Source organism: Methylobacterium sp. W2, assembly GCF_020662345.1.
Taxonomy (GTDB): domain Bacteria; phylum Pseudomonadota; class Alphaproteobacteria; order Rhizobiales; family Beijerinckiaceae; genus Methylobacterium.
In genome coordinates, this window is the sequence record NZ_VMOA01000001.1 from 163,501 (window position 1) to 186,272 (window position 22,772).

Sequence of the window (22,772 nt, forward strand, 5' to 3'; positions counted from 1 at the left end):
AGAGAGAAATGCCGGCCGTCGAGGTCTGGCCGCACTGACCCGCCGAGAGGATTCGGCATGGCCAGCGGTGCAAGCGTTCTTGTCGCGCGAGTGTTCCCTCCGCGACGCGTTCCCCTCTCGCGAGAGGGGTTACTTCGCTTTGGGGGCGGCCTCGCCGGGGGGCGCCTTCGGCTGGCGGGCCTCCATCAGATCCTCCGCCTTTTCTTCGTCGGTATCGCCGCTCTGCTCGATCGCCTTCTCGGGGTTGGTGGCCAGCGCTTTGATGATCGCGACAAGGCGATCGCATTCGCCCTCGTACTTGTACGTCTCCAGGATGATCGCGGCGTCACGCAGGGTGCGGAGGTCGCGTACCGCCTGCTTGTTGGCGGTCTCGCGAAGCTCGGACTTTCCGGCGATGGCCTCTTCGAGCTTCGCTCCCTTCACATCACACGCAGCCTTGGCGTTTCCTGTCGTGTAGGCGCTGAGCGTCGTGGCGAAGAGGACGAGAGCGGTGGCGAGCAGGGTACGCATGGGGGATGGGGCTCCGGGAGGGATGGGGCGCGGTTGCGCTCAGGCGTAGTGGGGGAAACGGCGCAAGAGGCCGTTGGCGAGGGCGATGAGTTGGCTCGGGCGGTAGGGCTTCGGCACGAAGATTGACTCCGCTACCGCATCCGCCTGCGAGAGGCTTCCGCGTCCGCCCGACGTGTAGATGACCGGGAGGTTCGGGCGCAGGCGCCGCGCCCGGCGGGCGAGGGAGAGGCCATTGGTGTTGCGGGCCAAATCGATATCGGTGAAGAGCAGGTCGACGCGTTCCCGCGCCAGGATGTCTTCGGCCTTCTCGGCATCGGCGGCGCTGAGAACGCGATAGCCTTCGTCCATGAGGGCTTCGACGGCCAGTTCGCACACCATGGCTTCATCCTCCACCACCAGGACGGTTTCGGATCCGCGGACGGAGCCGAAATTCGGCAGCGCGAAGGCAGCGTAAGCGACAGGGATCATGACGCAACTCCAACTCACCCGGGGCAGGACGAGAAGCCCGACGCCGGATCGTCACACCAACGGGAGTGGCGGCCGCGATGTTCGGTCCCGTTCATTCGAATTGCGCGGACTTGGTAAGCAATGCCTTAACCCTACCGGATCGGCCTCGGTCGTCCCGGGACGGAACGGGGCAACGGGACGGCGCGCGCTGCCATGAGCCGGACCTTGTCATGAGCCGGACCTGGCATCTCGGCTTCGGCCTCGTCCTCACGGCGCTGGCCGGCTACGTGGATGCCCTCGGGTTCATCCGACTGGGCGGCCTGTACACCTCGTTCATGAGTGGCAACACGACCCAGTTCGCCGTGGCGATGGGGCACGACACGCCCCACTTGGCGATCCTGCCGGCCCTTCTCATCTTCGCCTTTTTCCTCGGAAGCCTGTGCGGGGGAGGGCTCTCGGCCCTGACCCCGGCCCGGTGGAGCACCCCGGTGCTCCTCGGCTTCGAGACCGTTCTGGTATCCGGCGCCTATCTCACGGCGGTGGAGGACCCGAGCCCCGGCCATGCCTCGCTGCTTCTCGCCCTGGCCATGGGCGCGCAGAACGCCGCTCTCGCCCATGTCCAGGGGTTCCGGGCCGGCACCACCTTCGTCACGGGGGCGCTGTTCAGCACCGGCCAGAAGCTCGCTTCGTCGCTCGCGGGCCGCGGACCCCGCTTCGGCTGGGTCGGCGACGGCCTCGTCTGGCTCTCGCTGCTTTGCGGTTCCCTGCTCGGGGCGGTCGCCTATGGCCGCTTCGCGTTGTATGCCCTCGCCATTCCCGCCGGCATTGCCGGTTGTCTCACCCTGGTCGCGACGGTGATGACGGTGCTGAAATCGGCGCCGGATTCCGCATCCGCGTCCTGAGAGGTTCTTAGCCGATGAGCGCCAGCGCTCCCTCACTCGTCGATCACGTCGTTCCGCTGGAGGCTGGCGCCCATGTCTCCGGGGCCGTCTGGCTGAAGGACGTCCTTGCCCTGGCCCTGGGCGATGGCGCCGTGATGCTGGTCGGCCCCCACGAGACGCGGCGCGTGGAGGCTCATCCGGATGCCGGCATCCTGGTGGCGTCGGGCGACGGCCGGCGGATCGTGACGGGCGGCGACGACGGTCGCATCGTGGCCGTCGCGGCCGATGGCGGCATGACCGAAGTGGCCGTCGCCAAGGGCGGGGCCTGGATCGACGCCTTGGCGCTCCATTCCGATGGCGCCATCGCCTATGCCGCCGGCCGCAACGTCGTCGCCCGCGACGCCAAGGGCCGGGAGAAAGTCTTCGCCGCACCCACTACGGCGCGGGGGCTGGCTTTTGCGCCCAAGGGCTACCGCCTCGCCGTGGCGCATTACAATGGCGCTACCCTCTGGTACCCGAATCTCGAGACCGCCCCCGATTTCGTGGAATGGAAGGGCTCGCATCTCGACGTGACCTGGTCGCCGGACGGCCGTTTCGTCGTGACGACGATGCAGGAGAACTCCCTCCACGGCTGGCGCCTGCAGCCCGACCGCGGCCACATGCGGATGTCGGGCTATCCCGGCAAGGTCCGCTCGGTGAGCTGGTCGGGGGACGGTAACTGGCTCGCCACCAGCGGCGCGGAAGCCGCCATCATCTGGCCGTTCGATTCGAAGGAAGGCCCCACCGGCAAGGCACCGCGCGAATGCGGCATCCGCCCGGCCCGCGTCACGCGGGTGGCGTTCCATCCCAAGGCCCTGGTCCTCGCCATCGGCTACGAGGACGGCTGCATCCTGCTCGTGCGCTTCGCCGATGCCTCGGAACTGCTGGTCCGGCCCGCCACCAAGGGCGGAGCGGTCTCGGCCCTGGCCTGGGACGGGCGCGGCGGCCGCCTCGCCTTCGGCTGCGCCGGCGGCATGGCCGGCATCTTGACGCTGCCGGGTTGAGGCGGCGATGGCGCTCCTCGGCTTCGGACGCCGGCGCGAACCGGCCGACGATACCGCGCGCCGCCGGGTCGAGGCGTGGATCCGCGCCCTCGTCGAGCCCGAGACCGTGGTGAAGGTCAACGAGATCCTATGCCCGGACCCCTCCTGTCCCGGCCTGGAAACGATCATCCTGGTCATGCGGCCGGGGCGGAAGACGCAGGCCGCGAAGGTGGCCAAACCCCTGGCCGAGGTGACGCAGGCGGAGGTGGAAGCCGCTTTGGCGGACCTCCCCTGACCCATCGGGAACCGCCACGAGGCCGCCCCTTCATGCGCCATCCGCCCCGTTCGGGAACCGCCACGCGGCCGCCCCTTCCTGCGCCATCCGACCCGTTCGGGAACCGCCACGGAACCGGCCTTTCATGCGCCATCCGACCCATCGGGAACCGCCACGCGGCCGCCCCTTCCTGCGCCATCCGGCCGTTCGGGAACCGCCACGCGGCTCGGTCTTTTGTCTGACGACGTCATGAGGGATGAATCGTGCTGCGTGTGATCCGGACCCTTGGCCTCGCCCTCGGCATCCTCGGCGGCATCGTCGCCGCGCAGGGGCCCGAATTCGCGCAGCAATACGCCCAGCGGCTCGGAGGCACCCTCGACGAGTTGCGGCGCTCCATCGCCGCCCTCGACGCGGATGCCGCCGCGAGCGGCACCAATCGCCAGGGGGCCGTCGACCGCCTGCGCGGCAACGGCGACGCCCTGGTGGCCCGTCGCGGCGAAGCGGCCCGCGCCGATATCGAGCGCTTGCAGCGTCTCGACGCGCAGAAACAGGCTCTCACCGAGGCGGGCGGCCCCATGGGCCGTTTCGCGGCGCTGCTGCGCGATCCCGACATGGCGCTGGCCCGCGCCACCTACCAGGATTACGTGCCCGCGGTCCCGGCGAGCGCCGACGGAATCATCGCCGGATTCCTTGGGTTCCTGGCGACCTGGGCCGGTTGGCGGGTGCTGACGGATGTCGGCCGGCGGCTGGTTCCGGGTCGGCGGCAACCGAAGGCCGCGTGAATGCACGTGGCGGAGGAAGCACGGGTGTTGCACGACATCTACAGCGCGCACCGTCTCCCTGCACTACGACTCGACCGGTAGCGCACGGGCGGACTCGTGGCGCCGTCGAACGGCTGCAATCGCACCATGGCCCGCGCGCCCACCTCACGACCCTCCATCGATCCGGCCCTCGACGCGGCGGCCCTGCTCCGGCGTGTGGGGTTCTTCGGCCTGTTCGTCCTGCTTCCCGTGGCCGCGCAGGTGGCCCGTCGCGCCACCGTGATCCTGGCGCCGATCGCCATCGCGCTCATCGTCATCGCCAGCGCCATCGACGGCAAGCAGCGGCCCATCCGGGTGACGGCAACCCGTATGCTGACGTCCACGGCCTTCCTGGCGGGGGGGCTGGTCATCCTCTGGTCGGCCCTGTCCCTGGTCTGGACGCCGTTCCTCGGACCGGCGACGGAGCGCCTGCTGAATCTCACGGCCACCATCCTGATGACCCTGGCCGCCTATCTCGCGCTGCCGGACCGGATGCGCTCGGCCAACCTCTACCTGCTGCCGCTGGGCGTCATCGCCGCGTCCATCGTCTCCATCGTGTTCGGGCTGTTCGGCGACTCGCTCCTGCGCAACATGCCCGAAGACCAGAGTTCGGTGGATCGCGGGCTGACGGTCCTCGCCCTGCTGGTCTGGCCCTCCGTGGCGTGGCTGCGCTCGCGCGGGCGTGACCTCGAGGCCCTCGGCACGGCCATCCTGGTGGCTCTGGCCCTCTCGATCTCGCCGAACGTGACGCAGATCCTGGCGCTCGCCGTGGGCGCGGTGGCCTTCGCCCTCACGACCTATCGCCCCCTCGTGGGCGTTCGCGCGGTGGCCCTGATCTGCGGCGGCCTGCTGGTGAGCGCGCCGTTCCTGCCGTTCATCGCCCGGCCCATCGGCATCGTCGCCTTCGGTCCGACCGCGCCCGGCGTCCTTACGATCAAGGCGTGGCAGAAGGTGGTGACCACCGAGCCGGTCCGGCTCGTGACCGGGCACGGCTTCGAGACCGCCTCGCGCGGCCGATTCGTGAATCTGCTGCCGAGCAATGCCCCGACCACGATGCTGTTCGAGCTCTGGTACGAGCTCGGGATCGTCGGCGCCTTCGCCGCCGCCTTCGCCCTCCACGCGGCGATCCGCCATAGCGGCCGCTCGGCCACCGCCACCACCCCCGGTGCGATCGTGCCCGGAGCGATGGCGGTCTTTGCCAGCGCCTTCACCATCGCCTGTATCGGTGTCGGCCTGACGGTGATCTGGTGGGTCACGACGCTGACCATCACGGTGCTGGTCTTCATCGCCGTGGAGCGCGGGCAGTTCCGCACCCGTCGCCCGAAGGCCAGCCTGCTCAGACCGCGCGCCGCGAGCCCGCGCCCCGCCAACGACGATTGACCGAACCGGGCGGGCTCATCCGGACCTCACTCGTCCGCCGCCGCCTCGATGGCGGTCATGTCGTCGTCGGACAGGCCCATATGGTGGCCGATCTCGTGGACGAGGACATGGGTGACGAGATGGCCGAGGGTCTCCTCGTGCTCGGCCCAATAGTCGAGGAGCGGCCTGCGGTAGAGCCAGACCCGGTTGTGCAGCTGCCCGGTCGCCACCTCGCCTCCTTGAGCGAGGCCGATGCCCCGGAACAGGCCGAGCAGGTCGAACTCGCTCTCGCACTCCATCTCGCGGAGGGTGGCGTCGTCGGGAAAATCCTCCACATGGATCGTCACGCCCTCGCACAAGGCGAGGAATTCCGGCGGCAGGCGGGCGAGGGCGTCGCGCGCCAGGATCTCCACGTCGTCGAGGGACGGTGCCTGGAGATCGGACCAGGTCCGGGCGGGCGCCGTCATCCGAGGACCGGGAGGACCCGCTCGCAGAGGAACGCGGCGAGATCGTTGGTGATGTGGTCGATATGCGGCTCCTTCACCGCCTCCTGCTCGAAAGCCTCGCGGAACGGATCGATGGTGCGGGGCACGACCAGAACCGTCGCCATCCCGATCTCGTGGGGCACGACGAGGTTGCGGGCGATGTCCTCGAACAGGGCCGAACGGTGCGGATCGACCTCGTGCCGGATGAGGAAGCGCTCGTAGGTGGAGCGTTCGGGCTTCGGGACGAAGTCGGCGGCGGCGATGTCGAACACATCCTCGAAATGGTCGAGGATGCCGAGCTTGGCGGCCACGTTCTCGGCATGGCGGCGGGAGCCGTTGGTCAGGATCAGCTTGCGACCCGGAAGCCGCTCGATGGCGTCACCCAGAGCCGCATCGAGGCGGATCGTGGAATGGTCGATGTCGTGGGCGAAATCGAGGAAATGGTAGGGATCGACGTTCTCCTCCACCATCAGCGCCTTCAGGGTGGTGCCGTAGCGATGGTAGAAATGCTTCTGCAGCGCCCGCGCCGAAATCCCGTCGAGCCCGTAGAGCTGCATGACGTACAGGGTGATCCGCTCGTCGACCTGCGGCCAGACGAGGGCGTCGCTGGGGTAGAGCGTGTTGTCGAGATCGAACACCCAGGTGTCGACGCTCGAGAAGCCACGGGAGCCCGCGCTGGAGAGATGGCTTTCGCCGGGAAGGAACAAGGCGGCTGAACGGGGTTCGAGGCGGCGGGAACGGTGCATGACCGGATACGGTCACCAACGGTTACGATGAAATTGCGCCCTGCGAAAGGAAGCTCGGCCATTCGATCAGGGCAATCGCCTGAAGCGCTCGCCCTGGTTGTCTCGCCGGCCTCGGTCGCCGGCGCCCGCCGCCGCGGGCTCAGGCACTCGCTCCGCTCAACGCCTGCCAGGACGTTCGTCCTGACAGGCCCGCTCCGCGCGGCGCTCTTCGCGCCGCGAAGCCGCCCGCACGGCTTCGAGCGATCGCCCTGGCCGTGCGATCCCTTCCGATGACGAAACCGCCGTTTCGCGTTCCCGCCCGGCATCGGCCGAATGACGGTGGCGGTTCGACAGAACGGGTAGGACTATCGCAAGGTTGATCAGCGTAACGTATACCGCGAAGCGTCCGTGAGGCAGCGTCGATCGACGCCATCGGCAGGGCGGATAGCGTCGGCTTACTTTCCTGGATGGTGCGACGTGCAAGATCGAGCACACGACCGAGGCGACAGGGAAGGGAAGGGTGCCGTCGAGGCGAATTCCGCGCACCCGAGCGATTGTGATCCGGAGCCTCATCTCGACGCCGTGTGCCGCACCGCTTCGGCCCTGTTCCGCGTTCCCATCGTCCTCGTTCCCCTCGTCAATGCCGAATTTCCTGCGTTGAAGGCGGGCTCGGGCACCGGGGGAGCGGTGCCGGGTTGGTGCGATGGGTTCGTCGTGAACGCCATCACGGGCGAATCGGACGGCCCGGTGGTGATCCGCGATCTCCTCGCCGACCACAGATTTGCCGACCATCCCCTGGTGACGGGCGGGCTCAAGGCCCGCTTCTATGCGGGCGTGCCCCTCACGCTCCGTCCCGGGCACAGGACCGGCATGCTGTGCCTGATCGATACCGTCCCGCGTCCCGACTTCACCGACGAGCACCTGGACCAGCTCGAGGATCTCGCCCTCCTCGTCACCGGACACCTGCGTCTCCACCAGGCCAATGCGGAGCGCGAGGTGGAGCTGCGCGAGCGCCTGCGCGTCGCGACCATCCTCACCCGCCGCGAAGCCCATCTCGAAGCCGCCCTGGCATCTCAGCGCATGGCCGAGGAGATCGCGGGTTTCGGGCATTGGCGCATCGACGTCGCCGAACGCCGGATCGAATGGTCGGCGGGGATGGCGCGGATCCACGGCCGCGCACCCGCGGACCTCGCGCGCATTCCCCTGGACGAGCATCTGGCCTTCTACCATCCCCAGGACCGGGAGCGTGTCCGCTGGCATCTCGACGAGGCCGTGGCGGGGTCGGGGGCCTTCGCGCGGGACGATTACGAGCATCGGTCGCGGATCGTCCGACCGGGCGGGGATTGCCGGGTGGTCGCCGAGCGCGGCATCGTCGAGCGTGGTCCGGACAGGAGCATCCGGGCCATCTCCGGAATCTGCCTCGACGTCACGGAACTGGCCCGCTCGGACCAGCACCTGCGCGAGACGACGGACCTCCTGCGCATCACCCTCGAGAGCATCGACGAAGGCCTCGTCATGGTCGATGCGGACGACCGTGTCAGGGTCCATAACGAGCGCCTGAACCTGCTCCTCGACCTGCCCCAGGAAATGCTCCACGACGGAGCCCCCTTCGACGACCTCCGCCGCCACATCACCGAACGGGACGGTTCGCTGCCGGCGACCCTGGACCGGCGCGTCCGTGACGCGAAACGCGATCACGGCGAGGCGGGTGCCAGCGGCGAGCACCTGCAACGGGACGGGACCCTCCTCGAGCTCAGCGGCGTGCCGCTGGCGGACGGCAGCACCGTCTATACCTTCGCCGATATCACCGCCCGGCACAGGGCCGAACGCTCGCTTCGCGAGAGCGAGGCGTCCTACCGCCTGCTCGCGGATTTCCTGCCCCAGATGGTCTGGATCACGAACGACCGCGACGAGACCACCTACTGCAACCGCCATTGCGGGCACTATTACGAACGGCCCCTCGTCTCCCTGACGGAGCGGTTCGACTCGTATCACCCGGACGATCGCAGCCGCGTCCATGGCGATGTCTGCGACCGCCACAAGGCGTGGCAGGATTACGATTTCGAGGTCCGCATCCGCCGCGCCGATGGCGTCTACCGTTGGCACAAGGTCAGCAAGCGCCCGATCCGCCTCCTCGACGGCGAGCCCGGATGGCTCGCCACGGCCCTGGATATCGATGACATCATCACCGCCAGGATCGCGCTGGAGCGCACCGGCGACCTGCTGCGCCTCGCCCAGGACGCGGCCGAGGCGGGGGTCTGGGAGTGGGACGTCGCCTCGGACCGGATCTGGCAGTCCCAGGAAAGCGCACGGATGCAGGGTTTGCCGCTCGAGGAAGCGGATCCGGCCGCCGGCCTCGTGATGACCATGACGGAGTGGGAGCGAAACCTGCCGGCCGAGGACGTCGTTCGGGTCCGGGCGGAAGCGAACCGGGCCGTCGCGACGCGCACCAATCACAGGGTGGAGTTTCGCGTCCTGCACCCGTCGACCGGCGAATGCCGCTGGTTCCAGGGATTCGGCCGCGCCGTCCTCGACCCGGAGACGGGCGAGGTCTGCCGCTTCGTCGGCATGAATCTCCACATCACCGCCCGCAAGGAGGTCGAAGAGGCGTTCAGGGCAAGCGACGCGCGCCGACGCGTGAGCGAGGAGCGGCTGGCCCTGGCCCTCGACAGCGGCAGGGACGGCCTGTGGGATGCCGATCTACAAACCGGCGAGGTCTGGTTCTCCGACCGGGCTCAGAGCATGCTCGGCTATGCGCCCGGCGAGTTCGGCCGGTCCTTCGACTACGTCGGTACCCTGGTCCATCCGGACGATCGGGACGGTTGCCGACGGGAGGCGGTCGCGCATTTCGAGGGACGGCAACCGGCCTTCGAGATCGAGGTCCGGGTCCGCACCAGGGCGGGGGGCTACCTCTGGCTCCTTGCCCGCGGCAAGGTCGTGACCCGCGCCCCCGACGGCACCCCGATCCGTTTCGTCGGAACCCATATCGACATCACGGCCCGCAAGGAGGCCGATCAGCGGATCGCCCATCTCGCCTGCCACGACGCCCTCACCGGGCTGCCCAACAGGGCGATGTTCCACAACCGCCTGGAACAGGCTCTCCGCTCGGTGCGGAGCGGCAATTGCGCGATGGCGGTGCTCTGTCTCGATCTCGACCGGTTCAAGGCGATCAACGACACGTTCGGACATCTGGCGGGCGACATCCTGCTGACGGTCGTCGCCGAACGCATGAGCCAGGTGCTGAGGCCGTGCGATGTCGTCTCCCGCCTCGGCGGCGATGAGTTCGGCATCATCCTCGCTGATATCCGTGGGGTCGACGAGGCGGTCGAGGTCGCCCGCAGGGTGATCGACGCCATCGCGCAGCCGGTCAAGCTGGACGGACACCTGGCCAATATCGGGATCAGCATCGGCGTCGCCCATGCCCCGGCGGACGGAGTCGAGGCCGATCCCCTCCTGCGGCATGCCGATCTCGCCCTGTATCGGGCGAAGGCCGCCGGGCGGAACACCGTCCGCGTCTATGAAGCCAGCATGGATGCGGCGATCGAGGAGCGGATCCAGCTCGAATTCGAGCTGCGCGAGGCCATCCTGCGCCGCGACCTGATCCTGCACTACCAGCCGGTGGTCGACCTCGCCACCGACAGCGTGAGCGGCGTCGAAGCGCTGATGCGCTGGCCTCATCCCACCCGCGGGATGATCCCACCCGCGACCTTCGTCGAGATCGCCGAGGAAACCGGCCTGATCGTCGAACTCGGAAACTGGGCTCTGCGCGAAGCCTGCCGCGAGGCCGCGTCGTGGGCGCATTCGGCCCGCATCGCGGTCAACGTGTCGGCGGTGCAGTTTCGCGAGCCGGGCCTCGAGCAAAGCGTGATCATGGCCCTGTCGGCCTCGGGCCTCGCGGCGGACAGGCTGGAGCTGGAGATCACCGAGAGCGTCCTGATCCAGGACACCGAGGCGGTGATCGCCTGCCTGCACCGCCTGCGCTACCTCGGCGTCCGTATCGCCCTCGACGATTTCGGGACCGGCTACTCCTCCTTGAGCTACCTGCGGCAGTTTCCGTTCGACAAGATCAAGATCGACCGCTCCTTCATCCGCGAGATCGCCGACCCGGACACCGCCGCCATCGTGCGCGCCATCGTCGGGCTCGGCGAGAGGCGCGGAACGACGATCACGGCGGAGGGGGTGGAGACCCGGGCGCAGCGCGATCTCGTGCGGGCGGAAGGCTGCAACGAGGTCCAGGGCTTCTTGTTCAGCAAGCCGGTTCCGGCGCGGGACCTGTCCGGCGTCATCGCCCGGTTGTCGCGCGCCGAGAGGGCGGCCTGACGGAGCAGGACAGCGGGGATTCAGCCGCCGAGGCTGTCGAGATAGCCGGGGGCGAGGCGCAGGCCGAGGGGCAGGGCCGAGACCGGAGGCGGGGTCCGGATGCATTCCTCGAGGAAGCCCATCGTGTTCCCGATGATGGCCTCGGAGAAGGGCTTGGCGATCACCGCCACCGCACCGGCGAAGTCGTCGTGGAAGCGGCTGGCATTCGCGGTCAGGAAGACCAGCATCATCGCGGGCTCGTCCGCCAGATCCTTCGCCACGTCGAGGCCGGAGGAACCGCCCTTCAGCTGCAGGTCGATGAGGACGATGTCGGGCCGGGTCCGCCGGGCCACCGCGACGGCATCCCTCGCGGAGACGGCCGTGCCGACGACCTCGTGCCCCGCCTCTTCGAGCAGGATCTCGAGCTGCATCACGATCAGGGCTTCGTCTTCGACGACGACGATCCGGAGAGGTTCACTCACGTTGATTCCCTGTGGCCCGTCCCGCCGACGGGCAGGCGGATATCGATCCGCGTCCCGGGATTGGCCGGGTGCCAGGCGATGTCGGCATTCAGCTGGCGCACGAGACTTTCGATCAGGCGCTTGCCGAACGTCCGGCCGCCGGCGCCGTCCTGCGGCATGCCGATGCCGTCATCGGCGATCGTGATGCGAATTGCCTCGCCTTCGGGTTTGACCGAAACCGAGAGCCGGCCGCCCGCGTCACGCGGAAAGGCATGCTTGAGGGCGTTGGTCAGCAGCTCGTTCATCACCAGGGCGACCGGGGGCGCCTGTTCGACGGCGACCTCCACGGGGACGAGGTCGACATCGAGCTCGATCCCCTGTCGCCCGGAGCCGCGCACCAGATCGACGGCGAGTTCCTGCGCGAAGGCGGCGACATCGAAACGCTGCACGTCGTTGGACTGGTAGAGGCGCTTATGCACCGTGCCGAGGGCCTCGACGCGGGCCAGCATGGATTTGAGCGACGCCTTCGCGTCCGGGTCGGAGATGGTCCGCGTCTGCAGGGTGAGCAGCGAGGCGATCATCTGCAGGTTGTTCTTCACCCGGTGGTCCACCTCGTGGACCAGCATGGTCTTGGCCGCCAGCGCCTCGGTGAGCTGCCGCGTGCGCTTCTCCACCTCGCGCTCGAAATGGAGCTTCTCGTTGCGCGTCTGCATGAGCGCGTCGATCCGGTCCGTGACGTCGAGCTGCGACGCGAAGAAATACACGGTCTCGCCCTCGTCGCTGCTCACGGGGCTGACATAGAGGGCGTTCCAGAACTGGCTCCCGTCCTTGCGGTAGTTGAGGATGTCGACGGCGATATCGCGCTTGGCCGCGATCGCGTCGCGGATCTGGCCAACGGCGTCGGGATCCGTGTCTTCACCCTGGAGGAGGCGGCAGTTCCGGCCCATGACCTCGGCGCGGCTGTAGCCGGTCATCCTGAGGAAGGCGTCGTTGACGAAGACGATGGGATTGTCCGACTGACGCGGATCGGTGATCAGCATCGCCATGCGCGTCGCACGGATGGCCGCCGCGAAAGGGTCGCCCCTTCCGTGCTCGGCCCCCAATCGGTCGGTGAGGTGCCAGGCGTCGTCCGCTTCCATTCTGCCTTCCCGTGTTGCCCGGCGCGTCTCGCGGCCAGGGCAAAGTCTTCGACAACGACGAGGCATCCCCGCTGTCGCGAGGATTCGCGCCTCGATGGCATGGCGTCGAGCCAAGCCACACGAATGACGAGCCGCGATATCGTTGTGAGTTGATCTCAACGACATAGGGGGGCTCATCCATTCGACAAGCTTTGGTGTGCCGCAGCGTTCCCGTCCTGCAAGGGTCATTGCGCGGAGCGTGTGTCCGAACACGGTCTGAAAACCGTTGCTGATCCATCACGCGGTATGCCGATCGGACCCGCCACAACCGGTGATGATTGCCCGCCATTGCCCGAAACGGTAGAATGGCCAAGCTCGTTATCGCTGGGCTTGACGCTCCGCAGGCCGGTGGCGATGCAGGTCGAACGCCAGGATCACCCCGTCATGTCGACATTTCGCCGGTTCGGATGGGTCAAGGGCGCGGCTGCTCTCGTCATGGCCGCACAGCTGGCCGCCTGCGGCTCCATCCCCCGCGTGGCCTACACCGCCGACCAGGCCTCGGCGGCGGTGCCGGCCGGCATGGATCTCACCGTCCGCGCCTATGCCGACGCGTCGGAGAGCACCTTCACCGAGATGGTGGCGCGGCCGGAACGCTCGAAGCACGGCTTCGCCTATCTCGCCCTGTCGGGCGGCGGCGGTGACGGTGCCTACGGCGCCGGTATCCTCAACGGCTGGTCTGAATCCGGCAAGCGGCCCGAATTCGCCCTCGTCTCGGGGGTGAGCACCGGCGCCCTGATCGCGCCCTTCGCCTTCCTCGGCCCGGCCTACGATTCCACCCTCACCGACATCTACACCAGCGGCGTCGCCTCGACCCTGGTGCAATCGCCGAGCGTGACCAACATCGTGTTCGGATCGGGCCTCTTCGGGGACGGACGACTCCGCGACCTCGTGCGCCGCTACGTGACGTCCGATCTCCTCGCCGCCATCGCCGAGCAGCACGCCAAGGGGCGCCGCCTCCTCGTGGTGACGACGAACCTCGATTCCCAGCGCGCGGTCATCTGGAACATGGGCGCCATCGCCACCAATGGCGGGCCCAACGCCGTCGCGCTGTTCACGGATGTGCTGACGGCCTCCGCCAGCATCCCCGCCGTGTTCCCGCCCCAGCTCCTCGACGTGCAGGCCGAAGGCAGGGCGTTCCAGGAGATGCACGTGGACGGGTCGGTGGTGACGCCGGTCTTCACCCTGCCGCAATCGTTCCTGCTGCGGGACGGTCGCCTGCGCACGGCGGGCAAGGCCGACATCTACGTCATCATCAACGGGCGGCTCGAGCCGGAATTCGACGTGGCGCAGAACAATACCCTGTCCATCGTCGAGCGCTCGTTCACCACCGCGAGCCGGGCCCGCAGCCGCGCGACGCTGGCCGCGACCTATGCCTTCACCCGCGGCAACGGCATGGGCTTCAACCTGACCTATATCGACGAATCCGCGCCGAACACCACGACGGCGCGCGGCTTCGACACCGGCTACATGCGCAAGCTCTACGAGAGCGGGCGGGAGACCGGCCGGGCCGGAACCTTCTGGCGCAAGAGCGTGCCCACGGCTCCCCTGGTGAAGGCCATCGCCGCCGGCGTCGAGCGGAACTGACGGGCAGGCGCCATCCCCCCGGCGGGGTGGTGCCCTGCGCCGCCCGCCCTCGCGCTCGTTGCTGCACTGCGATAGGAGTGGCGCCATCCCCCGTGTGGCCACCGGCCCGCATCTCCCTTGCGTATGGCCGCTGACCTATGATCCAGATCGAAGACCTCACCTTCAGCGCCTGGGGCCGGCGCTTCTTCGATCGCGCCAGCGTCGCGGTCCCTCCCGGCTCGAAAGTCGGCCTCGTGGGGCGCAACGGCGTCGGCAAGTCGACCCTGTTCAAGATCATCCTCGGCGAGTTCCAGGCCGATAGCGGCGCCATCCTGCTGCCGAAGACCGCCCGCGTCGCTTCGGTGGACCAGGAGCACCCGGCGACACCGGTGAGCCTGATCGACACGATCCTCGCCGCCGATCTCGAACGCGAGGCCCTCAACCTCGAACTCGAGACCGCCGAGCCGGAGCGCATGGGCGAGATCTACGGCCGCCTCATCGAGATCGACGCCGACCGGGCGCCGGCGCGGGCGGGCGAGATCCTGGCCGGTCTCGGCTTCTCGGTGGAGGATCTGACCCGGCCGATGTCGGAATTCTCCGGCGGCTGGCGCATGCGCGTGGCGCTCGCCGCAGCACTCTTCGCCGAGCCGGACATGCTGCTCCTCGACGAGCCCACCAACTACCTCGATCTGGAGGGCGCCCTGTGGCTGGAGGCGCGGCTCAAGCGCTATCCGCATTCGGCGCTGATCATCAGCCACGACCGCGAACTCCTGAACAACTCGGTGGACGCGATCCTGCACGTCGCCAACGGCAAGCTCGAACTCTACACCGGCGGCTACGACGATTTCGAGAAGCGCCGGGCCGAGAAGGCACGCCTCCAGGCCTCGACCAAGATGAAGCAGGACGCCGAGCGCGCCCATCTCCAGAGCTTCGTCGACCGGTTCAAGGCCTCCGCCTCCAAGGCGGCCCAGGCCCAGTCGCGCATGAAGCGTCTCGCCAAGATGGAGCCCATCGCCACCACCATCGAGGAGCATGTGGCGCCGTTCCACCTGCCCTCGCCGAAGCGTCCGCTGGCGCCGCCCCTCATGCATCTCACCGATGCCACCATCGGCTACGGCGACGACGAGCCGGTGCTGCGCGACCTCAACCTGACCCTCGACGTCGACGACCGGATCGGACTGCTCGGCGTGAACGGCGCCGGCAAATCCACCTTCGCCAAGATGGCGGCCGGCGCCCTGAAACTGCGCGACGGACGCATGGTCCGCGAGGGCAGGGTGCAGGTCGGCTGGTTCCACCAGCACCAGATCGAAGCCCTCGACCCCAAGGACACGCCGCTGGCCATCATCCGCCGCGAGCGCCCGGACGACAGCGAATCCGGCCGCCGGGCCAAGCTCGCGAGCTTCGGCCTGAACTTCGACAAGCAGGAGACGACGGTGGACGCCCTGTCGGGTGGGGAGCGGGCGAGACTCCTGCTCAACCTCGTGGCGATGCAGGCGCCCCACCTGCTCATCCTCGACGAGCCGACGAACCATCTCGACATCGACAGCCGCCGGGCCTTGCTCGACGCGCTGAACGATTACGCCGGCGCCGTCATCCTCATCACCCACGATCGTTCGCTGATGGAACTCGTGGCCGACCGACTCTGGCTCGCTGCCGACAGGACCGTAAAGCCGTTCGCCGGCGACATGGACGATTACGCCCGCTTCGTCCTCGACCGCTCGAAGACCGGCAAGACCGCGCCCGGTCAGGGCCGGGAGAAGAAGAACAAGCGCAAGGCGGCGTAGAGGGAGAGGCTCCTTCGCGTGGCGGCCTTTGTCGACATCCTGCGCTGTGCCGACGGCAGCTACTATGTCGGATCGACGCGCGGGGATTCTCTCGACAGGCGACTTGGCGAGCATCACGCCGGCACGTTTCCCGGCTATGCCAGCAGCCGTCACCCCGTCGTTCTCGTCTACGCCACGCAATTCGAATGGATCACCGATGCCATTGCATTCGAGCGCAGGCTGAAAGGATGGAGCCGGGCGAAAAAGGAAGCCCTCATCGCCAGCGACTGGGAGGCCTTGCAGAGATTGGCGAAGCGTCCACTCAAGGTACGGACTTCTAACCCGCCGACCTCGTCCTTCGAGGCCGCTCACGCGGCACCTCAGGATGAGGTTCATGGTGGGAGAGTGAGAAGTGATTCCGGGCGGGACTCCTCGTGGATCGCCCTACACCCCCGGTTGCCGCCCCGCCACAATGACAACGGGGGCGTTGCTTCCCTCGCCCCGCGTGCGGGGAGAGGGGATGTTCGTCGAGCTTACTTGCGCAGGATCTTCGTCACGAGGCGCCCGATCGGGTTGCTCGAATCGTAGTTGCGGTCGTCGCGGACGACGGGGCGGTTGTCGTTGCCGAGGAGCTTGGTGACGAGGCGTCCGATGAGGCTCATGGCTGTATCCCTTCAAAACCGGTCACGCGCCGGCATACGGCGCAGCTTGATGGTCAACACGCCGAAGGCCTCTCCCGTTCCGGAGAATCCCGTCCGCTCACCGCTTCTGCCATGGACGTGCCGAGGACGAACGGCATCGCCCTTGCTCCGAAGACCACAAAGGGGGAGCGATGATCGACAGACTGTTCCATGCGGGTGCGAGCCTCGCGCTGCTTCTCGCCGTCGCGATCCTGTTATCCACCAACCGCCGGGCGATCCGGCCCCGCGTCGTGATCGCGGCCCTCGCCCTCCAGGTGGCGATCGGGGCGATCGTCCTGTTCGTGCCGCTGGGGCGGCAGGCCCTCGATGCGGCCTCCAGCCTCGTGCAGACGGTGCTCGGCTATGGCGACCGCGGCGTCCTGTTCCTCTTCGGCGGCCTCGTGGAGCCGCGCATGTTCGAGCTGTTCGGCGGCAGCGGCTTCATCCTGGCCCTGCGCGTGCTGCCGCAGATCCTCTACGTCTCCGCGCTCATCGCCATCCTGTATCATCTCAAGGTGATGCAGACCCTCGCCCGGATCATCGGCGCCGGCTTGCAGCGGGTGATCGGCACGTCGCCCATCGAGACCTTCTCGGCGGTCATCACCATCGTCATCGGCCAGAGCGAGATCGCGGTGGCCCTGCGGCCCTTCCTCACCCTGCTGACCGGGGCCGAATTGTTCGCCGTGATGTCGAGCGGGGCCGCGTCCACCGCCGGCTCGATCCTCGCCGGCTACGCGGCTTTGGGCGTGCCGATGGAGTATCTGCTGGCGGCCGGCGTGATGGCGATCCCCGGCGGGCTCCTCTACGCCAAGATCCTGATGCCCTCGACGGAGCCGACGCGGGTGACGACCATGCGGGTGGAGTTCGCCGAGACGCGGGCGGTGAACCTGATCGAGGCGGCCGCCGACGGCACCCAGAAGGGCCTTGTCATCGCGGTGTCGGTGGGCGCCATGCTGATCGCCTTCACCGGGCTCATCGCGCTGCTCAACGGCGTCGCGGGATGGGGCGGCGGGCTCGTCGGCTATCCGGCCCTGAGCATCGAGGGCGTGCTCGGGCTCGCCTTCGCGCCGCTCGCCTGGCTGATGGGCGTGCCCTGGAGCGAGGCCGGTCTTGTCGGCGGCGCCATCGGGCAGAAGATCGCGTTCAACGAGTTCCTGGCCTATGCCCAGCTCTCGCCGGTGCTGAAGGGCGGCACGTTGGATGCCAGGACCACGGCGATCGTCTGCTTCGCCCTGTGCGGCTTTGCCAATCTCGCCTCCATCGCAATCCAGCTCGCGAGTCTGGCGAGCCTCGTCCCCGAGAGGAGGTCCGAGATCGCGCGCTACGGATTGCGCGCGATCCTGGCTGGTACGTTGTCGAACCTGACGAGTGCGACCATCGCCGGGCTGTTCATCGGCTGACGGGACGCGGTCACGCGGCCGCGCGCTTGGCCTTGGACGCCTTGGCGGATGCCGGGGCGGCCTTGGCCGGAGCCGTCATCGGGAGTTCGATGTCGACGCCGAGGGTCGACATGTCCTGGCCCCGTTCCAGGCGGATCTGGACCTTGTCCCGTTCCACCGTGACATGCTTGGCGATGACGGCGAGGATCTCCTCCCGCAGGAGCATCACCAGATCGGAGCCGCCGGCCCCGGCCCGTTCATGGGCCAGGATCAGCTGGAGACGGTCGCGGGCCGTCGGGGCCGAAGCGCGCTTGTTGAAGAGGTTCCGCAGGCTCATGCCGCCCTCCGGGTGAACAGCTTGTTGAGGAGCGACTTCTTGTCGGACGGCACGGTCATCGGCACCGTATCGCCCTTCAGGCGGCGGACGGCGTCGATATAGGCCCGGGCCGGGGCGCTGAGCGGGTTGTTCATCGTCACCGGGCAGCCGACGTTGGACGCGCGCAGGACTTCGAGGCTCTCGGGGATGATGGCGAGGAGCGGGATCGAGAGGATCTCGAGCACGTCGTCGACCTTGAGCATGTCGCCGCGGTCGGCGCGGGCGGGGTCGTAGCGGGTGAGAATGAGGTGTTTCTCCATCACCTCGCCGCGCTCGGCCTTCAGCGTCTTCGAATCGAGAAGACCGATGATGCGGTCGGAATCGCGCACCGAGGAGACTTCCGGGTTCGTGACGACCACGGCGAGATCGGCGTGGCGCATGGCCAGCGTCGCTCCGCGCTCAATGCCGGCCGGGGAATCGCAGATCACCCAGTCGAACTTCTCGCGCAGCTCGTCCATCACCTTGGCGACGCCCTCGTCGGTGAGGGCATCCTTGTCGCGGGTCTGCGAGGCGGGCAGCAGCGACAGGTTCTCGAGCCGCTTGTCGCGGATCAGCGCCTGGTTGAGCTTGGCGTCGCCGTTGACCACGTTGATGAGGTCGTAGACCACGCGCCGCTCGGCGCCCATCACGAGGTCGAGGTTGCGCAGGCCGACGTCGAAATCGACCACCGCCACGCTTTGGCCGGCCTGCGCGAGCGCCGCGCCGAGAGCCGCCGTGGTGGTCGTCTTGCCGACGCCGCCCTTGCCAGATGTAACGACCAGAACCTTGGCCATGTTCGTATCTCTCCTTAATCCAAGGTTGCCATTTTGATGGAGCCGCTATCGAGCCAGATCTGCACGGGTTTCCCGCGCAGGGTCGTGCCCATGTCCTCGGCCGTGCGGACGAGGCGATCGATCCCGAGCAGTTCGGGCTCAAACTTGCGGCAGTAGATGCGGGCGCGGGGGTTGCGGGCGGCACCGGCGATGGCCCGGCCGCGAAGCGCCCCGTAGACGTGGATCGAGCCGCCGGCGAGGATTTCGGCGCCGGACGCCACCGAACCCATGACGGTGACGTCACCGGTGGGATGCGTGATCGACTGGCCGGACCGGACCGAGCCCTCGATCATGAGAGACGTGGTTTCCGGCTCGGCATCCTTCGGGATCTCGATGCCGAGGGTGGGCCGTCCGTCCACCAGGAGCGGGGGCAGGGCGAGGCCGTCGAGCAACGTCGTTCCCGCCAGGGTCGCCGCCGCGCCCTCAATGCCGAGGATGCGGATGCGGCGGGCCCCGAGATCGGCCAGAACCTTGCCGAGCACGTCCGGGTCCGACCCGAGCGCCGCGATGTCGAGGATGAGGGGGCGTCCGTCGAGGAGGGTCGGCGAACGCTTCAGCGAGGCATCCAGATCGGCGAACCAATCGGGAAGCGGGGCTTCCGGAGCCAGGACGAGCGCCTTGAAGGCACGGCCTCGAAGCTGGACGGATCGGCGGGATGGAGGGGCGTGTGTCACGGGCTCTCGCGATTCCTTACCGAACCATTGACGTCCCTTATGGTTACCGGTTGGTTAACGAGCCGGCTTTCTGTGATCCTGTGAGCCGATAATCCTGCAATCCCGGGTTCCTGTGACGGCGCTACTCCAGCGCGGCGACCTTGATCGCATCGCCCTCCAGGCGGATCTGGACCGCCTGACCGTGATGGCCTGGGCCGAGATCGTCGGCGGTGCGGTAGAGACCGTCGATGGCGAGCAGTTCGGGCTCGAACTTGCGGCAGGTGATGCGGGCATCGGGATTGCCGGAGGCGCCGGCGATGGCCCGCCCGCGCAGCGCCCCGTAGATGTGGATCGAGCCGCCGGCGATCACTTCCGCGCCGGAGGCCACCGAGCCCATGATGGTGATGTCACCGTCGAGATGCAGGACCGTTTGGCCCGAGCGGACCGGCTGGTCGAGGATCAGCGAGCGGGGCGGGCGGGGTGGCTCGGCGGGGGCCGGCGCATCCGGCGTGGCGACCTCGTCCACGGGCCGTCCTCCGGCTGGGGCCGGGGGCAGCCCGTCCCCGAGGCTTCCGGATTTCGCCCCCTCGATCCCCATCACCGTGACGTCGCGCGCCTTCAGGTCGCTCACCAGCGCGGTGAGATCCCCCCGGTCGAGGCCGAGGCCGGACACGTCGAGGATGACCGGACGGCCGACGAAGAAGGCCGGGGATCGGCGGGCCAGGGCGTCGAGATCCTCGAGCCAGTCCTGCACCGGGGCCGAGGGGGCGAGCACCAGGGCCATGAACGAGCGGCCGCGGAAACGGATCGGGGGGCGGGAATTCGGTTGTGTCACGCGGTGGCGTTTCTGTTGTTCCAGGATCAAAGGACGGCGTCGAGGAAGACCATATCGGCAGAAACCGCCGAACGCTCCCCTCCAAAGTCACGCCCTCGCGTCTCTCCACCGAAACGCGTCTCTCCGCCGAGAGGGATGCGTCCGCCGGGCGGGGAACGATGGCGGAGGCTTGGCCATATCCGCTCGTTTCCCCTTGCCATGCGGCCGGATCGGACATAAACATATCTTTATGTCTCAAGAGAGCGCCGAGGCGAAGACCGCCCTTCCTTTCGCCGACGCCCTCGGCGTGCTGCGCGCCACCGCGGAGGAAACGCGGTTGCGCATCCTCGCGCTGCTCATGCAGGGCGAGCTTTCGGTCTCGGATCTCACCGACATCCTCGGCCAGTCGCAGCCGCGGATCTCGCGTCATCTCAAGCTCCTCGTCGAGGCCGGCCTGGTGGAGCGGCACCGGGAGGGCGCCTGGGCGTTCTTCCGCCTCATCGAGGCGCGGGCCGGACTGGTGGAGCCCCTGGTTGGCAGCCTCGACCGCGCGAGCCCGCCCCTGTCCGAGGACCGGGCCCGCCTCGATGGCGTGCGGACCCAGCGCGCCGATGCGGCGCAGACCTTCTTCGCGCGCCTCGCTCCGAAATGGGACCAGCTTCGCTCGCTCCATGTGCCGGAGGCGATGGTGGAAGCGGCGGTGATCGACACGCTCGGGCCCCGCCCCGTGAGGAACCTCATCGATCTCGGCACCGGCACGGGACGGATGCTCGGTCTGCTGGCCCCGCGCGCCGGCCGCGCCACGGGCCTCGACTCGAACCATGCCATGCTCTCCGTCGCCCGCGCCAATCTCGAACGGGCCGGCCTGTCCGGGGTCGACCTGCGCCAGGGCGACATCCACGCGCCGCCCTTCGGCCGGGGCGGCTTCGACCTCGTCGTGGTGCATCAGGTGCTGCATTATCTCGACGATCCGGCCCGCGCCCTGCGCGAGGCGGCACGACTCGTGGCGCCGGGCGGCCGTCTCCTCGTGGTGGATTTCGCCCCGCACGACCTCGAATTCCTGCGTGAGGACCAGGCCCATCGGCGCCTGGGCTTTGCCGCCGAGCAGGTCACGGGATGGCTCGCCGATGCCGGCCTCGGCACGGTCTCCACCCGGCATCTCTCGCCCGGTGACGAGAGCGGCGACCAGCTCACCGTCACCCTCTGGCTCGCCGCCGCCGCGGCCGAGCCGGCCCTCGATTCCGAGGTGGAGCGCGCGGTGGCCTGACCGGCCTTCGTCTCTCTGCCTCGACCCCGTTACGTCTGAACCGACCGATCTTGAGGACGACCCGATGCCCACCGCTTCCCATCACCGCGCCAGCCGCGACGGCTACCGCCCGATCCAGGTCTCCATCGAGTTCTTCCCGCCGAAGACCGACGAGATGGAGAAGGTCCTGTGGTCGTCGATCGAGCGGCTCGCCCCGCTCCAGCCGAAATTCGTCTCGGTGACCTACGGCGCCGGCGGCTCCACCCGCGAGCGCACCCACAACACCGTGGCGCGGATGATCAAGGAGACCGGCCTCAAGCCGGCTGCCCATCTCACCTGCGTCGACGCCACCCGCGAGGAGATCGACGAGGTCGTGCAATCCTACTGGGATGCCGGGGTACGCCACATCGTGGCCCTGCGCGGCGACCCGCAGGACGGCGTCGGCACCGCCTATCGTCCGCATCCCGGCGGCTATGCCCGGACGAGTGATCTCGTGGCCGGCATCAAGCGGATCGGCGACTTCAAGGTCTCGGTCTCGGCCTATCCGGAGAAGCATCCCGAGGCCGCCTCGCTCGATGCCGATATCGATGCCCTGAAGGCCAAGGTCGATGCGGGCGCCGATCAGGCGATCACGCAGTTCTTCTTCGAGAACGACGTCTATCTCCGCTACGTCGACAAGGTCCGCGCGGCCGGGATCGAGATCCCGATCATCCCCGGCATCCTGCCGGTGCAGAACTTCAAGCAATCGGCCAATTTCGCCCGCCGCACCGGCGCCTCGGTGCCGTATTGGCTGGCCGCCCGGTTCGAGGGGCTGGACAACGACGTCGATACCCGCCGCCTGATCGCCGCCGCCGTGGCGGCCGAGCAGGTGCTCGATCTGGTGGACGAAGGCGTCAACGACTTCCATTTCTACTCGATGAACCGCTCCGACCTCGTCTATGCGATCTGCCACCTGCTCGGCCTGCGCGCGCAGGCGCCGAAGGTGGCGGCCAAGGAGCCTGCCCAGGATTCTGCCAAGGCATCCGCAAAGGCCGCCTGACCTATC

The 22,772-nt window shown here is 68.3% G+C and carries 23 protein-coding genes; 12 read left to right on the plus strand and 11 right to left on the minus strand.

The features are described from left to right. Nucleotides 1-129 precede the first annotated feature (129 nt). Nucleotides 130-510, minus strand: coding sequence for a photosystem reaction center subunit H (locus FPV16_RS00780; RefSeq protein ID WP_227435379.1), 381 nt, complete (start codon nt 508-510; stop codon nt 130-132). A gap of 39 nt (nt 511-549) precedes the next feature. Continuing rightward, the gene (locus tag FPV16_RS00785) at nt 550-978 is read right to left on the minus strand and encodes a response regulator (protein ID WP_227435381.1); all 429 of its coding nucleotides are present in this window, start codon (nt 976-978) and stop codon (nt 550-552) included. 209 nt (nt 979-1,187) lie between these two features. On the opposite strand from FPV16_RS00785, the gene FPV16_RS00790 reads away from it, so the two are divergent. The 5 genes from FPV16_RS00790 (at nt 1,188) to FPV16_RS00810 (ending at nt 5,314) form a co-directional block, all read left to right on the plus strand. Next, a complete protein-coding gene (locus FPV16_RS00790; protein WP_227435383.1) occupies nt 1,188-1,859 on the plus strand; it encodes a YoaK family protein in 672 nt (223 codons plus the stop codon). A 14-nt stretch (nt 1,860-1,873) separates the two neighbouring features. Then, nucleotides 1,874-2,881, plus strand: coding sequence for a WD40 repeat domain-containing protein (locus FPV16_RS00795; protein ID WP_227435385.1), 1,008 nt, complete (start codon nt 1,874-1,876; stop codon nt 2,879-2,881). A gap of 7 nt (nt 2,882-2,888) precedes the next feature. Then, nucleotides 2,889-3,155, plus strand: a complete 267-nt coding sequence (locus FPV16_RS00800) for a hypothetical protein (protein WP_227435387.1) — start codon at nt 2,889-2,891, stop codon at nt 3,153-3,155. Between the two features lie 242 nt (nt 3,156-3,397). Then, nucleotides 3,398-3,916: a DUF2937 family protein gene (locus FPV16_RS00805; protein WP_227435389.1), complete on the plus strand. Its 519-nt coding sequence runs from the start codon at nt 3,398-3,400 to the stop codon at nt 3,914-3,916. Nucleotides 3,917-4,042: 126 nt separating this feature from the next. After that, nucleotides 4,043-5,314, plus strand: a complete 1,272-nt coding sequence (locus FPV16_RS00810; RefSeq protein WP_227435391.1) for a peptide ABC transporter permease — start codon at nt 4,043-4,045, stop codon at nt 5,312-5,314. Nucleotides 5,315-5,340: 26 nt separating this feature from the next. On the opposite strand, the gene FPV16_RS00815 is transcribed toward FPV16_RS00810, so the two are convergent. Together FPV16_RS00815 and FPV16_RS00820 are read right to left on the minus strand one after the other, a co-directional pair. Continuing rightward, the gene (locus FPV16_RS00815; RefSeq protein ID WP_227435393.1) at nt 5,341-5,760 is read right to left on the minus strand and encodes a metallopeptidase family protein; all 420 of its coding nucleotides are present in this window, start codon (nt 5,758-5,760) and stop codon (nt 5,341-5,343) included. Then, entirely contained in the window at nt 5,757-6,485 is a 729-nt protein-coding gene (locus tag FPV16_RS00820) for a pyrimidine 5'-nucleotidase (protein ID WP_227435541.1), read from the minus strand. Before FPV16_RS00820 ends, FPV16_RS00815 begins: the two co-directional genes overlap by 4 nt. 495 nt (nt 6,486-6,980) lie before the next feature. Here FPV16_RS00820 and FPV16_RS00825 point away from each other — a divergent pair, with 495 nt between their 5' ends. After that, nucleotides 6,981-10,823 carry an EAL domain-containing protein gene (locus tag FPV16_RS00825; RefSeq protein ID WP_413629136.1) on the plus strand — a complete coding sequence of 1,281 codons (3,843 nt, stop codon included), beginning with the start codon at nt 6,981-6,983 and terminating at the stop codon, nt 10,821-10,823. 20 nt (nt 10,824-10,843) lie between these two features. Here FPV16_RS00825 and FPV16_RS00830 read toward each other — a convergent pair whose 3' ends face one another. After that, nucleotides 10,844-11,284, minus strand: a complete 441-nt coding sequence (locus FPV16_RS00830; protein WP_227435396.1) for a response regulator — start codon at nt 11,282-11,284, stop codon at nt 10,844-10,846. Continuing rightward, nucleotides 11,281-12,402 (minus strand): histidine kinase dimerization/phosphoacceptor domain -containing protein, encoded by a 1,122-nt coding sequence (locus FPV16_RS00835; protein ID WP_227435397.1) that lies wholly within the window; start codon nt 12,400-12,402, stop codon nt 11,281-11,283. The genes FPV16_RS00830 and FPV16_RS00835 overlap by 4 nt, the downstream gene beginning before the upstream one ends. A 423-nt stretch (nt 12,403-12,825) precedes the next feature. On the opposite strand from FPV16_RS00835, the gene FPV16_RS00840 reads away from it, so the two are divergent. From FPV16_RS00840 to FPV16_RS26225, 3 genes are all read left to right on the plus strand, one after another. Further along, the gene (locus FPV16_RS00840) at nt 12,826-14,025 is read left to right on the plus strand and encodes a patatin-like phospholipase family protein (RefSeq protein ID WP_227435398.1); all 1,200 of its coding nucleotides are present in this window, start codon (nt 12,826-12,828) and stop codon (nt 14,023-14,025) included. A gap of 137 nt (nt 14,026-14,162) precedes the next feature. Continuing rightward, a complete protein-coding gene (locus FPV16_RS00845; RefSeq protein ID WP_227435399.1) occupies nt 14,163-15,788 on the plus strand; it encodes an ABC-F family ATP-binding cassette domain-containing protein in 1,626 nt (541 codons plus the stop codon). An 18-nt stretch (nt 15,789-15,806) separates the two neighbouring features. Beyond that, the gene (locus FPV16_RS26225; RefSeq protein WP_319802209.1) at nt 15,807-16,355 is read left to right on the plus strand and encodes a GIY-YIG nuclease family protein; all 549 of its coding nucleotides are present in this window, start codon (nt 15,807-15,809) and stop codon (nt 16,353-16,355) included. On the opposite strand, the gene FPV16_RS00855 is transcribed toward FPV16_RS26225, so the two are convergent. Beyond that, a complete protein-coding gene (locus FPV16_RS00855; protein ID WP_018045197.1) occupies nt 16,301-16,429 on the minus strand; it encodes a hypothetical protein in 129 nt (42 codons plus the stop codon). The genes FPV16_RS26225 and FPV16_RS00855 overlap by 55 nt on opposite strands. 170 nt (nt 16,430-16,599) lie before the next feature. Between FPV16_RS00855 and FPV16_RS00860 the strand changes: the two genes are divergently transcribed. After that, entirely contained in the window at nt 16,600-17,847 is a 1,248-nt protein-coding gene (locus FPV16_RS00860) for a NupC/NupG family nucleoside CNT transporter (RefSeq protein WP_227435401.1), read from the plus strand. A gap of 10 nt (nt 17,848-17,857) precedes the next feature. Here FPV16_RS00860 and minE read toward each other — a convergent pair whose 3' ends face one another. From minE to minC (FPV16_RS00880), 4 genes are all read right to left on the minus strand, one after another. Beyond that, entirely contained in the window at nt 17,858-18,163 is a 306-nt protein-coding gene (gene minE / locus FPV16_RS00865) for a cell division topological specificity factor MinE (protein ID WP_227435402.1), read from the minus strand. Further along, entirely contained in the window at nt 18,160-18,975 is an 816-nt protein-coding gene (gene minD, locus FPV16_RS00870; protein ID WP_227435403.1) for a septum site-determining protein MinD, read from the minus strand. Before minD ends, minE begins: the two co-directional genes overlap by 4 nt. Nucleotides 18,976-18,989: 14 nt before the next feature. Beyond that, nucleotides 18,990-19,688 (minus strand): septum site-determining protein MinC, encoded by a 699-nt coding sequence (minC, locus tag FPV16_RS00875; protein ID WP_227435404.1) that lies wholly within the window; start codon nt 19,686-19,688, stop codon nt 18,990-18,992. A gap of 121 nt (nt 19,689-19,809) precedes the next feature. Then, nucleotides 19,810-20,502 carry a septum site-determining protein MinC gene (minC, locus tag FPV16_RS00880; protein WP_227435405.1) on the minus strand — a complete coding sequence of 231 codons (693 nt, stop codon included), beginning with the start codon at nt 20,500-20,502 and terminating at the stop codon, nt 19,810-19,812. Between the two features lie 229 nt (nt 20,503-20,731). Here minC (FPV16_RS00880) and FPV16_RS00885 point away from each other — a divergent pair, with 229 nt between their 5' ends. Next, on the plus strand, nt 20,732-21,748 hold the full coding sequence (locus FPV16_RS00885) for an ArsR/SmtB family transcription factor (protein ID WP_227435406.1): 1,017 nt from the start codon (nt 20,732-20,734) through the stop codon (nt 21,746-21,748). 64 nt (nt 21,749-21,812) lie between these two features. Beyond that, nucleotides 21,813-22,766, plus strand: a complete 954-nt coding sequence (gene metF / locus FPV16_RS00890; protein ID WP_227435407.1) for a methylenetetrahydrofolate reductase [NAD(P)H] — start codon at nt 21,813-21,815, stop codon at nt 22,764-22,766. Nucleotides 22,767-22,772: the final 6 nt, after the last annotated feature.

Excerpts from the sequence above, each read along its gene's own strand:
- FPV16_RS00780 (WP_227435379.1), bottom strand. The coding sequence starts at position 510 with ATGCGTACCCTGCTCGCCACCGCTCTCGTCCTCTTCGCCACGACGCTC.
- FPV16_RS00785 (WP_227435381.1), bottom strand. The coding sequence starts at position 978 with ATGATCCCTGTCGCTTACGCTGCCTTCGCGCTGCCGAATTTCGGCTCC.
- FPV16_RS00790 (WP_227435383.1), top strand. The coding sequence starts at position 1,188 with ATGAGCCGGACCTGGCATCTCGGCTTCGGCCTCGTCCTCACGGCGCTG.
- FPV16_RS00795 (WP_227435385.1), top strand. The coding sequence starts at position 1,874 with ATGAGCGCCAGCGCTCCCTCACTCGTCGATCACGTCGTTCCGCTGGAG.
- FPV16_RS00800 (WP_227435387.1), top strand. The coding sequence starts at position 2,889 with ATGGCGCTCCTCGGCTTCGGACGCCGGCGCGAACCGGCCGACGATACC.
- FPV16_RS00810 (WP_227435391.1), top strand. The coding sequence starts at position 4,043 with ATGGCCCGCGCGCCCACCTCACGACCCTCCATCGATCCGGCCCTCGAC.
- FPV16_RS00815 (WP_227435393.1), bottom strand. The coding sequence starts at position 5,760 with ATGACGGCGCCCGCCCGGACCTGGTCCGATCTCCAGGCACCGTCCCTC.
- FPV16_RS00835 (WP_227435397.1), bottom strand. The coding sequence starts at position 12,402 with ATGGAAGCGGACGACGCCTGGCACCTCACCGACCGATTGGGGGCCGAG.
- FPV16_RS00840 (WP_227435398.1), top strand. The coding sequence starts at position 12,826 with ATGTCGACATTTCGCCGGTTCGGATGGGTCAAGGGCGCGGCTGCTCTC.
- FPV16_RS00845 (WP_227435399.1), top strand. The coding sequence starts at position 14,163 with ATGATCCAGATCGAAGACCTCACCTTCAGCGCCTGGGGCCGGCGCTTC.
- FPV16_RS00855 (WP_018045197.1), bottom strand. The coding sequence starts at position 16,429 with ATGAGCCTCATCGGACGCCTCGTCACCAAGCTCCTCGGCAACGACAAC.
- FPV16_RS00860 (WP_227435401.1), top strand. The coding sequence starts at position 16,600 with ATGATCGACAGACTGTTCCATGCGGGTGCGAGCCTCGCGCTGCTTCTC.
- minE (WP_227435402.1), bottom strand. The coding sequence starts at position 18,163 with ATGAGCCTGCGGAACCTCTTCAACAAGCGCGCTTCGGCCCCGACGGCC.
- minD (WP_227435403.1), bottom strand. The coding sequence starts at position 18,975 with ATGGCCAAGGTTCTGGTCGTTACATCTGGCAAGGGCGGCGTCGGCAAG.
- FPV16_RS00885 (WP_227435406.1), top strand. The coding sequence starts at position 20,732 with ATGTCTCAAGAGAGCGCCGAGGCGAAGACCGCCCTTCCTTTCGCCGAC.
- metF (WP_227435407.1), top strand. The coding sequence starts at position 21,813 with ATGCCCACCGCTTCCCATCACCGCGCCAGCCGCGACGGCTACCGCCCG.